Genomic DNA, 16,051 nt, shown 5'->3' on the forward strand with positions numbered 1-16,051 from the left:
TCTTAAGCGTTAAAATTGAAGAAAACCCAAAGAGGTCTGACCTCTTAAATAAGAGAGATAAACAATGTCCCATACCATAGCGACTCCAAAAGGAGAGCGTATTGCCGTTGTCGCAGGCTTGCGTACGCCTTTTGCTAAACAGGCAACAGCCTTTCATGGCGTACCTGCCGTAGACCTAGGAAAAATGGTGGTTAATGAGCTCATGCAAAAGCATGACATTGATCCGAAAATTGTAGACCAATTAGTGTTTGGTCAAGTGGTGCAAATGCCGGAAGCACCCAATATCGCCCGTGAAATTGTCTTAGGGACCGGCATGAACGTGCATACTGATGCTTATAGTGTCTCACGCGCTTGTGCTACTAGCTTCCAATCTACTGTCAATGTTGCCGAGTCAATCATGGCGGGTGTGGTTGACGTTGGTATTGCTGGTGGCGCTGATTCTTCATCCGTGGCGCCAATTGGGGTGACGAAAAAGCTGGCCAAAACGCTATTGGATTTATCAAAAGCGAAAACCATGGGGCAAAAGTTTGCGCTAGTTAGACAACTTGGCCTGAAAGACTTATTGCCTGTACCACCTGCTGTTGCTGAATACTCGACCGGCCTTTCAATGGGACAAACGGCAGAGCAAATGGCGAAAACGCATGGTATTACTCGCCAAGCACAAGATGAATTAGCGCATCGCTCACACGTATTAGCAACTGAAAGCTGGGCTGCTGGCAAACTTGATAATGAAGTGATGGCGGCGCATCCACAGCCTCACAAATCATTTATCGAAAAAGATAACTGTATTCGCGAAAACTCAGAGTTAGCGGGTTACGCCAAGCTTCGTCCGGTGTTCGATCGCAAACATGGCTCAGTAACAGCGGCGAACAGTACAGCGTTAACCGATGGCGCAGCTGCGGTCTTGTTAATGCGCGAAGGGCGTGCCAAAGAGCTAGGTTACAAGCCGCTTGGTTATATCAAAAGCTATGGCTTTGCTGCTATCGATGTCTGGGAAGACATGTTAATGGGGCCAAGTTACGCAACGCCAATTGCTTTAAAACGCGCGGGTATGGAATTAAGCGATTTAACATTAATTGAAATGCATGAAGCATTTGCAGCGCAAGCATTAGCAAATATGAAGATGTTTGGCTCGACTAAGTTTGCTAAAGAGCATTTAGGTCGCGACAAAGCGATTGGTGAAATTGACATGGACAAGTTCAATGTTATGGGCGGTTCACTGGCTTATGGTCACCCATTTGCGGCAACAGGTGCTCGCTTAATTACCCAAACACTTAATGAATTAAATCGTCGTGGCGGCGGTGTTGGCTTAACCACGGCGTGTGCTGCAGGTGGTTTAGGTGCTGCCATGATTGTGGAGACAGACTAATGACTGAAGCAACGACTCAAGCGACTGCTCAAGAACAAAAGCAAGCGGGCGAAAACAGCGTATTTACGCTAGTGCGTCAAGAAAACGGTATCGCCCATTTGATCATGGATGTACCGGGCGAAACCATGAACACGCTTAAGGCAGAATTTAGTGAGCAAGTCACAGAAATGCTAAAAGAGATCAAAGACGATAGCAGTATTACTGGTGTTGTGATTGTTAGTGGTAAAGCGGATTCATTTGTCGCTGGTGCTGATATTAACATGCTAGCTAGCTGCACCACGGCAGAAGAGGCAACTACTTTGTCTCGTCAGGGGCAGATGGTTTTCGATCAAATGGAGAAGTTTCCTAAGCCAATTATTGCCGCCATTAATGGCCCGTGTCTTGGTGGCGGCTTAGAGCTAGCCATGGCGTGTCATGCACGTATTTGTAGCGATAGCCCGAAAACGGCATTAGGTGTGCCTGAAGTGCAACTTGGCTTATTGCCAGGTGGCGGCGGCACCCAGCGTTTACCTAAGCTTGTCGGTATTCAAAAGTCATTAGATATGATGCTAACGGGCAAACAGCTGCGTGCTAAACAAGCACTAAAAGCTGGGCTAGTGGATGATGTTGTACCGAATACTATTTTGGTCGCAACCGCTGAAAAGCTCGCCTTAGCAGGCAAAGTGAGAGCTAAGCAAGTGAAGCGCTCGTTAATGGATAAGTTACTTGAAGGTAACTCATTTGGTCGCAAAATTGTTTTTGATCAAGCGAGCAAGTCAGTATTGGCGAAAACTAAGGGTAACTACCCAGCACCATTAAAAATTATTGATTGTGTGCGCACTGGTGCAGAAAACTCACCGGCGATGGGTTACCAAGTGGAAGCCGATCATTTTGGCCACTTGGTGATGACGCCAGAGTCTGAGCAGCTGCGTAACTTATTCTTTGCTACCACAGAAATGAAAAAAGAAGATGGTGTCGAAGGTGTTGCTCCTGAAAAGGTGGCTAAAGCTGGCGTACTAGGTGGCGGTTTGATGGGCGGTGGTATTGCTTTTGTTACCGCAACCAAAGCGAAAGTGCCTGTGCGTGTAAAAGATATCGCACACAATGGCATTAATGCCGCGTTTAAATACAGTTTTGATTTACTGAATAAGAAAGTTAAGCGCCGCTTTATGCGTCACAGTGAAATGCAAAAGCAAATGTCAGCCATTACAGGCACGTTAGATTACTCTGGCTTTAATGACACTGATATTGTCGTTGAAGCGGTATTTGAAGACTTGTCATTAAAGCAAAAAATGGTTGCTGATGTTGAGCAACACTGTAAGCCTGAAACGATTTTTGCCAGTAACACCTCAAGCCTGCCAATTGGCCAAATCGCTGAAAAAGCGGAGCGTCCTGAGAATGTGATTGGTCTGCATTACTTTTCTCCTGTCGATAAAATGCCATTGGCAGAAATTATTGCTCATGAGAAAACCTCAGATCAAACTATCTCAACGACAGTGGCGTTTGCCAAAAAGCAAGGTAAAACCCCAATTGTGGTTAAAGATAAGGCGGGTTTCTTTGTTAACCGTATATTAGCGCCATACATGAACGAAGCAGCGCGTATGTTACTTGCTGGTGAGCCAATTGAGAAACTCGACAAAGCACTGGTTAAATTTGGTTTCCCTGTTGGGCCAATGCAGTTACTTGATGAAGTTGGTATTGATATTGGTGCTAAAATCTCGCCAATTTTAACCGCTGAATTAGGCGAGCGTTTCACTGCGCCTGAGGCCTTTGATCGATTAATCAATGATGGTCGATTAGGCAAAAAGTCAAACAAGGGTTTTTACTTGTATGGCAAAGCTGCCAAAAAAGGTAAAAAACAAGTGGATGAAACCATTTACGGCTTACTTGGCATTACCCCAAGTGGCAGCCTAACAGAGCAGGAAATTGCTAAGCGTAGCGTTTACATGATGTTAAACGAAGCTATGCGCTGTTTAGATGAAGGTGTTGTGCGTAATGCACGCGATGGTGACATTGGCGCAATCTTTGGTATTGGTTTCCCACCATTCTTAGGCGGTCCATTCCGTTATATCGATAAAGTTGGAGCGGTTAACATTGTTAACCAGCTGAATCAGTGGGCACAGCAGCACGGTGAGCGTTATAAGCCATGCCAAGCACTCGTTGATATGGCAGAGCAGGGCACTACTTGCTACTAACTATCAGCACTTTGCTGACCTGCCTTTAAATTGGCACCTGTAATTTAACACGCTAAAAAGAGCTCATGTTTTATCGAACATGAGCTCTTTTTTTGTAGAATAATTACTCAATTTGCTTTTCATGCCCATCGAGTTTTGTTATATTTCTGCTCGTTTTTTCATCAGGTGATTTCGCTTGTTTTTAGTTTAGTGCTAATCAAGTTAAGCACTTTTCAAGTTTAGTGCTTAGGTAAAGCAATAAATGGCTTGCGATCTTAGCCTAGTTCTCTTTTCGACTTAGTATGTGATGGGTGTTGTATTATGTTGTTACTAGTGGTTGTCTGCTCTTTAGTTTCTTCATTATTTTTTTACTGCCAAGCACTATCAAATGGTTTAGGGCGTAGACGTTGGGCGTTGGGTGGCTTAGTTTTTGGACCAGCGTTATGGCCAATGTTTTGTATGAAAAAACGTATGAAGGTGAATAAAGCGTTTGGGTTTAATTACTTAATATTTAAAGCCTAACTGCTGTTAGCTTTAAATACAGCAGAGCTGAGATACTCATCTTTTTTGGAGCTAACTGTTGCTTAGCTTCTTATATCGCTCTCTAAATAGATTTCCGCAGGGGTGCAGTAAGTATTATGAATTTCCTGTCTTGTCATTCGAGCAACTGGTAATAACTGATAAGCGAACTTCCTTGTCGCATATTATTTGATTAACTGTATAGCTATTAACGACTACTTAACTGTTTTCAATTGATGGCCGACGTCAATGCGACGATTAATTGACTAGCTTTTTTATTTCCACCACGTCGAAGCGGGGGCTTCTTTAAATTCAATCTTAGCGGCAATTGAATTTTCGTGATGTTTTTTATGAAAAAGCGATTTAATAAAGTTAATCATTAAATACGGCTCTCACGACGCTTTTGACTGATACGTGACTCACGGCGTTTTTGGCTAACTAATTCTAGCTCTTCACTAATGCGAGATTCGCGACGTTTTTGACTAATACGCGATTCACGACGCTTTTGGCTTGCTAACTCAAGCTCTTCACTAATGCGAGACTCACGACGTTTTTGGCTAATACGTGATTCACGACGCTTCTGGCTAACTAAAGTGGCTGAATCGCCATCAACAACTTGTTCTGTATCTACAGTAGCAGGTTGTGTTAGTGACATTGAGATTGACATTAGAATAGAAGTTAACATTTTGTTTTTCCTTATGGTTATTGATTTAATCCGTATAAGGTTTAGCCAAATGTATGCCAATTTGATTTACTATATTGTACTGTTTCTAACTCATTGAAGTTTAAGGTTTTATTTTTGTTGGTGTTAGCTTTTGGGAGTGTTTAATACAAAAATGTCAAAATCCTGCCAAACAAGCGGCAAAGCTTAGCGCAGTGAGGCAAAATTTTGACGTGTAAGTGATTTAGCTGTTGATGAAGCTCGTTGATTTATCAGTAATTTGATAGCTTAGCAGGTACTTTTGGAAGTCATTTTCAGGTAATGGCTTACTATATAAATAACCTTGTAACTGTTCGCAGCCAAGGCCTGCTAAGAAGCTCAACTGATTATTATTCTCTACGCCTTCTGCAACAACCTGCATACCTAAGTTGTGAGCAATGGTTACTATGGTTGCTACCATGTTTCGACCTTGATCTGAGCTTTCAATATCGTCAACGAAAGCCTTGTCTATTTTTAACGTATTGAGTGGGAATTTCTTCAAATAAGCAAGAGAGGAGTAACCGGTACCAAAGTCATCCAAGGCTAAATGAATACCCATAGAGCGGATTTGCAGCATGGTATCAATAGCTTGCTGCGGCGAATCCATTACAGTGCCTTCTGTAATCTCAAGTTCTAAGTGCTTAGCCGGTAGCTGACTTTCTTCTAAAATATTGGCAATCATCTGCGGCAAATTAGGTTGTGTAAACTGTACCGCCGATAGGTTAACCGCGACACGCCCATCAAATAAACCCGCATCAATCCAGCGCTTAGTTGCAAAACACGATTTTCTTAAAACAATTTCACCAATATCAATAATTTGCCCTGTTTCTTCTGAAATAGGAATAAACGCGAGTGGGCTGATAATGCCTTTGGTTGGTGTTTCAAAACGCACTAGGGCTTCCATGCCAGAGACTTTACCGCTGACAATGTCTATTTTAGGCTGATAGAAAACCGAGAAATAATCTTCTTTTAAACCATGGCGAATAAGCGTTTCAATTTGAATACGCTTAACCGCTTGCTTATTCATTGAATCGCTAAAGAATTGATATCGATTACCGCCATTGCCTTTCGCGTGATACATGGCGGTATCGGCATTCTTGAGGAGTTCTGCTGGCGTCGCGCCATCTTCTGGGTAAAGCACAATACCAATACTGCTAAACAAGACGATTTCTTGGTTTTTAAGTTTTAATGGCTGAGCAATACAGTTAAGAATCTCTTTGGCGAGCGTTGTTACCGTATGAATATCATTGGTATTTTCAATAATAATACTAAACTCGTCACCACCAAGGCGATATACGCTAATGCGTTTGCCGCCAACGCGAGCAATTCGTTTAGCTACCTCAACTAAGATAAGGTCGCCGACTTGATGTCCCATGGAGTCATTAATTTTTTTGAAATTATCGAGATCGAAGACTAACAAGGCGTGAGGCGTTTTACTTTTCACTAAACGTTGCTGATTCGCTTGGAAATATGAACGGTTGGGCAAGCCTGTTAGCGTGTCGGAATTGGCTAGGCGGCGCAGTTCAGCATCTGATGCTTTTCGCGAAGTAATGTCTGAAAATACGCCAACAAAATGAGAAATATTGTCGCCTTCGTCACGAATAACATCTAAGGTTAATTCACAGTAATAAAGCTCATTGTTGTGACGCAAACTTTCAATTTCACCTTGCCAACTGCCTTCAACAACTAACTGCTTTTTAATGGATTGTGTAAAATTCGCGGGGTAGCGATTAAACTGCAATTGCTCGCCAATAACATCGGCTTTGCTTCTGCCGGTAATACGGCTAAAAGATTTGTTAACATCAATGGTGTTAAATTGACGGTCGTAAATCACGACTGCGTCAGAGATGTTTTCAATACACTTGGCAAATAATTTAAGCCTTTCTTCTGCTTTTTTTATTTGACTAACGTCTTTAAGGGTACCTGTCATTCGCAATGGCTTACCTTGCTCATTACGTTCAACGACTTTGCCGCGATCGAGTACCCACACCCAGTTTTCTTGTTTATCTAGAACGCGATACGTTGTCTCGTAATGCTCAGTTTTGCTATCAAAATGATCTTCTAATGCGTTGGTTACCCGCTTGATATCATTTGGGTGAATATTTGTTTGCTCTGTTCCCACATTACGAGTGCCATCTTGTGGAAACTCTAAAATGCCCCAGATATTTGAACGGAATATTTTCTGAGTACGAATATTCCAGTCCCACATTTCATCACCACTGCCCCAAAGCGAAAGTTTTAATCGCTCTTCGCTTTTCTTGATCTGATAGTGATATTCGTGACGATGTCGCAACTGCTGCAAGAAGTAAGCGCATAGTAGGATGCCAGCTAAGCCATATAGAATAACCGCGCTTTGGTCTAACCACCACGGCGGGGTGATAGTAAACGAAAGCTTAGTACCTTCAACAAGCGTCGGGTCAAAAAGGTCAAAGGCTTCAACCTCAAACGTATATTCGCCTGAGCTTAAATTCGTGTAGGTCGCACGCCTGTTTTCGTTGTCAGCTTCAACCCAGCTTTCTTCTAGGCCAATTAAGCGGTAGCGGTATCTGGTTTGGTTTTTTAGCTTGGCATTAGGTGCAACAAAATCAAAGCTTAACGGGAAATCTCGGTGACCTATGGTAAATGCTTTAGTATTCGCTAAATTCATAGGAAAGTGTTGGCCCGCAAACTGTTCTAGTGTCTCAATGTTTTTATTCGCAATGTTGATTTTGCTGATGATAGGCGCTGATATTGACTGTGTTGTATTAAATAGCTGTTGTGGCTTGAATTTTACATAGCCTTTAGGGCTACCAAAATATGCCCAGCCTTCTTTTGTTAAAAGCGCAGAATGACTATTAAATTCGATGTGATCCAACCCATAATCCAGATCGAACTGCTTTAACGTTAAGCTGTTAACATCAATTGCGCCAATTCCCTTATTGGTCGCAAACCATAGCTGATTGTCAGGCGACATTAGTAAGTCGGCCACGTAGCTATTGCCCAAACCATTGCCTTCAATGAAGTTTTTTACTTGACTAGTTGTTAAATCAATATGGGTTAGGCCTTTACCGTTTGAAGCCAACCAAAGGCTGTCTTGGCTGAGTATTAAGTGACTTACCGTTACTGAGGGAGAGTAAATATCTGCTAAAGAATAAATAAACTCGAATGTTTGCTGAGCAATTGAAAATTTATAAATGGCTTGGCTTTCGGTCAGTACGAGTAAGCTATCGTTTGTATGTTTCTGCAATAAAACAGCAGCTTGTTCTCCTTCCGGCAGAAAAGTTAGTACCTGCTCGCTATTGCTGTTTAAACAGCTGACATTTCTTGCTGAGTCGATTTGGCAAAGGTGGTTGTTTAGAGCAACTAGCTCTTGCATTTTGTGACTGGAAGCTGTCCAAGCTTGAAAATGTCGAAGCGTGAGTGACTGAGTATTGAATTCGAAAAGCTCTTGTGAGTAACTTTTTAACCATAGACTATTGCTGTCTTTAACGTGTACTTGCGCGACTTCAATGTTTAGCGATATTGGCTGAGCTAGCTCGGCATCAAGTGGTTGTTTAAACAGTTCACCTGATTCATTACTAAACCACAGGGTACCTGCGCTGTCTTGCGCAAATGAGGTCAGCCAAAGGTCATGAGTTAACTGCGTTCTTGGACCTGTTTTAATCAGCTTACTGCTGTCTCTGTGCTTTTGAATACCGCCGCCATAGGTGCCAAACCATAAGTTTCCAACCCTATCTTGATAAGATGTCATCACCCATGGCTCTTCAAAACCATTCGGGGCTGAGCCTTTTTTCGCGACTTGGCTGATTGATAGGGTCAATAAATCTATGGCATTGATACCTTCTTTGGTCCCAAGCCATAGTTTGCTGCCTTGGGTCGGTAATAAGGTTCTGATTTGATTTGACAGTAATTGGAAGTCAGTCGATTGTTGGGTGATATGGTGTTTAAGCTGGTAGCTCTTATCAACAATAAAAATACCGTTGTCTGTTGCTAGCCAATAGTTTTCTGCAATTTCTTTAATATCAAATAATGAAGTAGCATCAATAGTGAAATTCCATTGGCTGGTTTTTTCACCTGCAACCCTTAAGTGTTTTATCAGACTAAAGCTTTGATTAGAAAGATAAACGCCATCATCAAAAGTACCTAACCAAATATTTTTTTTGTCGTCTTGGTAAATGCTTTTTACTGCTTTAAAACTTTCGCCTGTTGTGCCATTTTCTATCCGTGTAAACTGACTATTCGCGGTATTGAACTTATGCAGGCCCGATTCTGTCGCGACAAGCAGTTGAACACCGTCAACGTTGGAAACAACCTCATAAATAGTCCAAATGGTGTTGTCGGATAGGGCATTAGTATTACTTTGATTAGAGGAGGTAAGAGCGTTTTCCTGATTGGCGGTGAAATTATCAAAGTTATTACGGGAAGGATTAAATCGGCTGAGGCCACCTTTTGTACCAACCCACAAGGTATTTTCGCTATCGATAAATAAAGTTCGAATATAATTGTCAGCCACCGAATTTGGATCTTGAACATTGTGTCGATAATGCACAAATTCAAACCCGTCATAACGATTCAAACCATCAGCTGTTGCGAACCAGAGAAAGCCATTACTGTCTTGGACAATAGAAAACACATAACTTTGTGATAGGCCATCAGAGGTGGTGAATTGCTGAAAAGTTGCGTTATTTTCGAAATGGCTGGCGTGCGATATTTTGCTAACCAATACCGACGTTATTGGCACAGCAATTAACAGCAAAAAAAAGAAAACTCTATGTAAAGCTTTATATAAAGAAAGAACAGCCAAATTATTTTGCTAGCAGCCTAGGGCTTAGCTAGTTCATTTATAATTATTGTTTGCTACATTTAATCGAATGCTTTGTGCTAAGTCAAATTTGTTGAGAAAAGTGTAGGATATATGCTCAAACAATCGTCGGTAATGTCTCAATCTTGATAAAAATTAGCCTAAGGTTTGGCTAAAAACTTGGTGTCTGAGCTTTAGTATTTTCGCTCCGTCTTTTGGCTTAGTTCACTTGGTTCGTTAATAATTATGGCGCCTCTATCTTCCCATTGTTTACTTTGCCTTTTATTCTCAAGTGAAACTAATGTTAATCGGCTAATGAAGTCTTGATTGTCAGTTTTACATAGTACCTTTTCGATAAACGCGATGACTTGTTCTAGCGATATGTCATTGATAGCTTCAAGCAGGCGCTGCTTGCGATCAAAGGTAAAATCTTGATTGGATATTGCTGCCCAAAAGCGTTGGCTTTTTGTGCGTAAGCTAGTGTCTTTCTCAGCTAACTGTGCACTTAGGCCAAATTTAAACGTTTGCCATTGCTCATTGGTGACACCTGACAGTTTATCACTCACCGTTGCAATAAACTCATCCATCGCGCTGACTAGCTCTATCGGCGAGGTATGTGGAGACTGGATGTAAAATGCAATACCTGGGTAGCGGTTAATAGGTATATAGCCGACATTAACTAAGTATCCATATTGCTTTTCTGTGCGCATTTCTTGGAAAAACAGAGGTGCGAGAAAATGACTGGTTAGCATGGTTAATGCCGTTGAATGTTCGTCTTTTTCTGCTTGTGGGTAATAGCACACGGCTGCGTGATCATGCTCGGGCAGTAACACCGGCACTATATATTCTTGGTGTCCATTGATATCTATAACTGGGCAGCTAACGTGATTACGACCATCAAAGCAATGATTAAACCCGTCTTCTATTTGCTTGGCTATTGCTCGAGCGTGACTTTCTAGCCAATTGCCGTGGATCAATACCTCTAGGGTGATATGTTCGAATAGTCTGCCACAAAAGCGCATAAACTGAGCAAACGAGATTGAGCTAACCGTTTCCAATAATTCACTTGCGGCCGGATTGTGGGGCTGCATTAATGAGCTCAAGGTCGCAAATAGTTGAGAAATAGACTTGTTCTTGTCAGCATTTTGCCACTGCTTAACATGTAATGCTTTGCTCTGCTCAAATGCCTGCTCAGTAAAGTTATGTTGAATAAGGCTAGCTAATAGCCTTTCTAGTAGCAAAGGTTGCTTTTCACTGAGCCCTGATAGTTGTAGTGTCATGCCACCTTGATGCGCATAGAGTTGATAGTGAATGCCTGCTAACTCAGCGTCATAATGTTCTTCAATCACTTGATCACTAAAGATATCAACGAACATGCGCGTCATGACAATGTTAGCAGTAGATGCAATGGCAAGTGGTGAATCTATACCAATATAGATGTACCCTTTGGGCACTTTATACGTTGTATCTTGCTTGTACCAAACACATAAGCCATTGTGGTTGTCAATTAGCGCAGGCTTGCTTGACTCATGGCTGTGAGGCCAAACCTGAGGCTTGTCGATGATATAAGGGTTTGGCGCTGGTAGTTTTAAGTCTTGATGGACAGTTATGGTTTGCCAGCGCTCTAGCGTTTGAGGCGAAATGGCACTCACATGATAGGGCACTTGATACCAAGGGCTTAGTTGATCACATTGGTAATTTTGTCCGATTTTAACGATGCGACAATTGTTGGGAGATAAAAAGGTTAACAAGTGCTCTACGCTGTCATCGCACATACCTGCCATTAAATAATCGCCGGCGATATAGTCTTCCACAGGGTAGTGTTGCATGTTCACCGCGAGCTGGTTAACTGAATCAAGCGGCTTGAGCCTTTCCATATAGTCAAAAGCGATGCGCGCGAGCTTTTGCTTTTCAATGTAGTAAGTGTGCGATAACGGTTTTGATTTTAATAACTGAATATAGCTAAAAACGATGTCGAGAATACGATCAATTTCTTGCTCGCCTTGTTCGGTGAGCGAGATGCTGATATTGAAATCTTTGAAGTTTGAACCGTTTATCCCAGAGCCTGCGGTAAGCCCCAAAGCCAAATGCTGTTGCTTGAGTAGCGATAGAATACTGCCTTTGCCTTCATGTCCTAGCAGGTAAGTAAGCACTGATTCCGGCTTGTGCTGGTAATATTCATCGATACCTGGCATCGCAAAGCTGACAATTAATTGTCTTTCTTCTTTGACAGGGGTAACCGATATTTCTTGCGTTAAGTGCTCAGCTAAATATAAGGGTGTGGTTATCGTTTTTTTATCACCACCAGCCTTGATGGATGAAAAGTACTGTTTAGCGAGCTGCTCTAATTCCTCAAGTTGCTGCGGCCCTTCGATGGCAAGGGTCATTAAATTAGCGCGATAATTTTGTTCAAAATAAGCAAGAATGTCTGCTTGTGCACTTTGCCCATCGCGATCGGCTAAGGTTTCAAGGTTGCCGACAGAAAACTGCGAAAATGGATGAGCTTGGTTTACGGTTGCCTTGTGAACATCGTACAAGCGTCTAATGTCGTCTTTTAATTTTAATTTGAATTCGGCATCAATATTTTGTCGCTCAGTTTCAACAAATTCTTCGCTAAGTAGCGGGCAGATAAAAAAGTCAGCAAATCTTGCTAACGCTTCAGGTAGGTAATTACTTTGAATGTCAAAAAAGAAGCAGGTATGCTCAGTGCCTGTCCATGCATTATGATGGCCACCGTGCTGACTGATAAATTTTTGGTATTCACTACCATCGGGATAATTTTTAGTGCCCAAAAACAACATGTGCTCAACAAAATGCGCTAGGCCTTCGCGGTCTCTAGGGTCATCAAAATGACCAGCATTAATTGCCAAAGCTGCCGCTGCTTTTTCAGACTCAGTGTTTTGTACAAGTAGCACTTGTAAACCATTGCTAAGTGTCAGCGGCTGATATTGTTTTTTGTCATTAGGGCTTTGTTTCAACATAAATTCCTATTTCACACTTATATCGAACAGCACCATCGGAAAATCGTGTATATACTTTTGATTATAGCGTTGTTTTTGTTATAAATTACTTGAGGGAATAACGCCAGTTTATTTTATTCTTAAGAGTTGTTATTAATCATAACGCGTTTCTTTTACTATAGCCGGAATTTTTTACCAATAACCGCGATTTATTGAAGTGCGGGAGACAGTTAATGCAGATTTTGATAATGCGACATGGTCAAGCAGAAGCGACGGCCAACTCTGATGCGGAACGTGCATTAACTGAATACGGTATTAATGAAGCCGCTATAATGGGCAAATGGTTGGCGAGCAAATCAATTACGCCAAGCAAAATTTGGGTTAGTCCTTACTTGCGTGCTCAGCAAACCTATCAAACCCTTGCTGAATATTTGCCTCTGTCGACTCAAGCGCTAACCGAGCTAGTTGTTACTCAATCCATGATCACCCCGTCAGGCTCTGCGCCTCAAGTACGTGATTTAATCGATGGTGAATTGATGTCGACATCAACAGAAACCTTATTGATCGTTTCGCATATGCCATTGGTGAGTTATTTAGTGTCAGAATTCACACAGCAGCAGTTTGCTCCTATCTTCCAAACGGCAGGTATTGCTGAAATAGAATATGATGTAAACACTATGCTTGGCGAGCTCAATGGCGTCGTTGCGCCAAGTGATTTAGGCTAGCTACGTACAAAACTCTATAGCAATAAGTAGCTATGAAAAGGCCTATTGACAGGTATAAGCATACAACAGCACGGTTAACTCAAATGGGTATCAATACTTATCTTTGATATCAACAAGCGCGAGCAAAGCACCGTCACCACCATACTCCAAAGGCGCTTGATGAAATGCTAGTACATCAGGGTGCTGCACTAACCAGTGAGGCACTTTGTTCTTTAGAATTCGGTTGCCAATACCGTGAACAATGCACACACAGCGCGCATGTTCTTTATGACAAGCTAGCAATAGGGCAGCAATTTCCCGTTTAGCATGCTCTTGCGTTAACCCGTGCAAATCTAAAATTAGCTCGGGATGATAAATTCCGCGGCGCAGGTTCTTGGCTTCATAGCTGTCGGTGCCTTCCTTAACGTATTGCATTGGACCTGTGTGATTTAAATCGGGCTCAAATTCATCAGAAAAATGAAACTCAGCCACTTGCCTTGTCGTCATTTGATTTGCTTTTACAACCGCAGAAGTCGGGCGCTTTTTTTGATGCACGACTTTGTCTTGTTTAAGCCGTTTAACTTTACCAATTTCATCTTTGAATAATTGCTTTTCTTCAGCGGTTAATAAATCTTTAAATTTCATGGCAAAGTTGAACACGTAAACAGAGTTTAATGATATAGTAGTTGGCCTTTTTTGTCCTCCATTAGTACGCCAGAACGCGCAAGATAGCCATGTCAGAAAAAACAGTGTCAACCACCCCAGAGCCACAGCAAGAGTCGCTAGATCCAGACATAGCCAGCCAACAGCTAGCAAATCCAATATTTGAACAATTAACGACGATTGAAGATTGGATTCGGTGGGCGGCAAGCGAGTTTAATCGCGCTGATTTATTTTTTGGGCACGGCACCGATAATGCTTGGGATGAAGCGGTTAAATTAGTGATGTACACACTGGCGCTGCCCAACGAGTTATTTGAACGTTGCAAAACAGCCAAACTGTTAGCTGATGAAAAGCAGGCGTTATTTGAACTTATTGCGCGCCGAATTGAAGAGCAAATTCCCGCCGCCTATTTGACCAATCAAGCAAGTTTTGCTGGTTTGTCATTTTATGTGGATGAGCGCGTACTTGTACCACGTTCGCCGATTGCTGAGTTGATAGATAATCAATTTTCCCCATATTTGTCACATCAGCCTACGCGTATATTAGACCTTTGCACGGGCTGCGGCTGTATCGCTATTGCGTGTGCTTATGCTTTCCCTGATGCTGAAGTGGACGCTCTTGACTTATCGACAGATGCGCTGGATGTTGCGCAAATTAACATTGAAGGTCACGGTTTAATGGCACAAGTTATTCCGATTCAGTCTGATCTATTTGCTTCTGTCACACAGGAAAAATATGATTTAATTGTGACGAATCCACCGTATGTCGATCAGGAAGATGTTGACAGCTTGCCTGCTGAATTCATTCACGAACCAGAAATGGGGCTTGGCTCTGGTCACGACGGCTTAGATATCACGCGTGAAATATTAGCCAAGGCAGCAAGTCAACTCAGTGATAATGGCATTTTGGTTTGTGAGGTAGGTAACTCACAAATTCATGTTGAAGCAACTTATCCTGAAGTCCCTTTTCATTGGGTTGAGTTTACGCGCGGTGGACACGGCGTTTTTGTGCTAACAAAGGCACAATTAGAGGAACATCAAGAAATTTTTAATCAACGGGTCGTTGCAAGATAATGTCAGGTAATACATACGGAAAATTATTCACGGTCACCACGTTTGGTGAAAGTCATGGTCTAGGTTTAGGTGCTATTGTTGATGGTTGCCCACCGGGTTTAGAAATCTCGGAAGCAGATTTGCAATTTGACCTTGATCGCCGTAAGCCTGGCACATCTCGTTATACCACTGCTCGACGTGAAGCAGATCAAGTGAAAATTATGTCGGGTGTGTTTGAAGGTAAAACAACAGGTACTCCCATTGGCTTGTTAATTGAAAACACCGATCAACGCTCTAAAGATTACGGTAATATCGCACAAAGCTTCCGTCCGGGGCACGCTGATTACACGTATACGCAAAAATACGGTTTTCGTGATTACCGTGGTGGTGGTCGTTCGTCAGCGCGTGAAACCGCAATGCGTGTAGCGGCTGGTGCGATTGCGAAAAAGTACTTAAAACAACAATTAGGTATTGAGATTAAGGCTTGTGTGAAACAAATTGCTGACGTTAAAGCAGAGCAGTTTAACTGGGATATTGTAGAGGAGAACCCTTTCTTTTTCCCCGATGACACTAAGCTTGACGCGTTAGATGAAACCTTACGCGGCATTATTAAGCAAAAAGATTCTATTGGCGCAAAAATCATGGTGGTTGCCACAGGCGTCCCTGTTGGCTTAGGTGAGCCGATTTTTGATCGTTTAGACGCTGACATTGCTCACAGTTTAATGAGCATTAACGCGGTTAAAGGCGTTGAAATTGGCGACGGTTTTGAGGTGGTTAATCAGAAAGGCTCAGAGCATCGCGATGAATTAACACCTGAAGGTTTTGCTTCTAATCACGCTGGTGGCGTATTGGGGGGCTTGTCTTCAGGTCAGCCAATTGTAGCCAATATTGCGCTTAAGCCAACCTCAAGTATTGGCGTTAGCGGTCAAACCATTGATGTTGACGGCCAGCCTATGGATATCGCAACGAAAGGGCGTCACGATCCATGTGTAGGTATTCGCGCTGTGCCTATTGCTGAGGCTATGCTGGCGTTAACCTTAATGGATCATTATTTACGTCATCGTGGTCAAAACGCTGACGTGGCCTGCACTACACCAGTAATTGAATAGGCTGGCGGCAAACGCAAGCAAGCTTATGAAAGTTAACTTATC

Annotated in this window: 9 protein-coding genes; 5 read left to right on the plus strand and 4 right to left on the minus strand. The window is 42.4% G+C overall.

Annotated elements, in window-relative coordinates; all coding sequences use genetic code 11:
- The first annotated feature begins 64 nt into the window (after positions 1 to 64).
- Together fadI and fadJ are read left to right on the plus strand one after the other, a co-directional pair.
- Positions 65 to 1,369 carry an acetyl-CoA C-acyltransferase FadI gene (gene fadI, locus ACSLUR_RS04650; protein ID WP_115999611.1) on the plus strand — a complete coding sequence of 435 codons (1,305 nt, stop codon included), beginning with the start codon at positions 65 to 67 and terminating at the stop codon, positions 1,367 to 1,369.
- On the plus strand, positions 1,369 to 3,543 hold the full coding sequence (gene fadJ, locus ACSLUR_RS04655) for a fatty acid oxidation complex subunit alpha FadJ (protein ID WP_448552230.1): 2,175 nt from the start codon (positions 1,369 to 1,371) through the stop codon (positions 3,541 to 3,543). Before fadI ends, fadJ begins: the two co-directional genes overlap by 1 nt.
- 877 nt (positions 3,544 to 4,420) lie before the next feature.
- Here fadJ and ACSLUR_RS04660 read toward each other — a convergent pair.
- The 3 genes from ACSLUR_RS04660 to ACSLUR_RS04670 form a co-directional block, all read right to left on the minus strand.
- Positions 4,421 to 4,726 carry a hypothetical protein gene (locus tag ACSLUR_RS04660; protein WP_448552232.1) on the minus strand — a complete coding sequence of 102 codons (306 nt, stop codon included), beginning with the start codon at positions 4,724 to 4,726 and terminating at the stop codon, positions 4,421 to 4,423.
- A 220-nt stretch (positions 4,727 to 4,946) separates the two neighbouring features.
- A complete protein-coding gene (locus tag ACSLUR_RS04665) occupies positions 4,947 to 9,476 on the minus strand; it encodes an EAL domain-containing protein (protein WP_448552234.1) in 4,530 nt (1,509 codons plus the stop codon).
- A gap of 239 nt (positions 9,477 to 9,715) precedes the next feature.
- Positions 9,716 to 12,502, minus strand: a complete 2,787-nt coding sequence (locus ACSLUR_RS04670) for an insulinase family protein (protein ID WP_448552236.1) — start codon at positions 12,500 to 12,502, stop codon at positions 9,716 to 9,718.
- A gap of 212 nt (positions 12,503 to 12,714) precedes the next feature.
- Between ACSLUR_RS04670 and sixA the strand changes: the two genes are divergently transcribed.
- Entirely contained in the window at positions 12,715 to 13,206 is a 492-nt protein-coding gene (gene sixA / locus ACSLUR_RS04675; RefSeq protein WP_448552238.1) for a phosphohistidine phosphatase SixA, read from the plus strand.
- Positions 13,207 to 13,296: 90 nt separating this feature from the next.
- Here sixA and smrB read toward each other — a convergent pair whose 3' ends face one another.
- Complete coding sequence (smrB, locus tag ACSLUR_RS04680) at positions 13,297 to 13,830, minus strand: endonuclease SmrB (protein WP_448552240.1); 534 nt, start codon at positions 13,828 to 13,830, stop codon at positions 13,297 to 13,299.
- Positions 13,831 to 13,919: 89 nt separating this feature from the next.
- Here smrB and prmB point away from each other — a divergent pair, with 89 nt between their 5' ends.
- Positions 13,920 to 14,921 carry a 50S ribosomal protein L3 N(5)-glutamine methyltransferase gene (gene prmB, locus ACSLUR_RS04685; protein WP_448552242.1) on the plus strand — a complete coding sequence of 334 codons (1,002 nt, stop codon included), beginning with the start codon at positions 13,920 to 13,922 and terminating at the stop codon, positions 14,919 to 14,921.
- The gene (aroC, locus tag ACSLUR_RS04690) at positions 14,921 to 16,009 is read left to right on the plus strand and encodes a chorismate synthase (protein ID WP_448552244.1); all 1,089 of its coding nucleotides are present in this window, start codon (positions 14,921 to 14,923) and stop codon (positions 16,007 to 16,009) included. Before prmB ends, aroC begins: the two co-directional genes overlap by 1 nt.
- Positions 16,010 to 16,051 lie beyond the last annotated feature (42 nt).

The organism is Thalassotalea montiporae (assembly GCF_053485855.1).

What these genes read in the sequence shown, in the direction of transcription:
- fadI (WP_115999611.1), top strand. Translation starts at nt 65, where the DNA reads ATGTCCCATACCATAGCGACTCCAAAAGGAGAGCGTATTGCCGTTGTC.
- fadJ (WP_448552230.1), top strand. Translation starts at nt 1,369, where the DNA reads ATGACTGAAGCAACGACTCAAGCGACTGCTCAAGAACAAAAGCAAGCG.
- ACSLUR_RS04660 (WP_448552232.1), bottom strand. Translation starts at nt 4,726, where the DNA reads ATGTTAACTTCTATTCTAATGTCAATCTCAATGTCACTAACACAACCT.
- ACSLUR_RS04670 (WP_448552236.1), bottom strand. Translation starts at nt 12,502, where the DNA reads ATGTTGAAACAAAGCCCTAATGACAAAAAACAATATCAGCCGCTGACA.
- sixA (WP_448552238.1), top strand. Translation starts at nt 12,715, where the DNA reads ATGCAGATTTTGATAATGCGACATGGTCAAGCAGAAGCGACGGCCAAC.
- smrB (WP_448552240.1), bottom strand. Translation starts at nt 13,830, where the DNA reads ATGAAATTTAAAGATTTATTAACCGCTGAAGAAAAGCAATTATTCAAA.
- prmB (WP_448552242.1), top strand. Translation starts at nt 13,920, where the DNA reads ATGTCAGAAAAAACAGTGTCAACCACCCCAGAGCCACAGCAAGAGTCG.
- aroC (WP_448552244.1), top strand. Translation starts at nt 14,921, where the DNA reads ATGTCAGGTAATACATACGGAAAATTATTCACGGTCACCACGTTTGGT.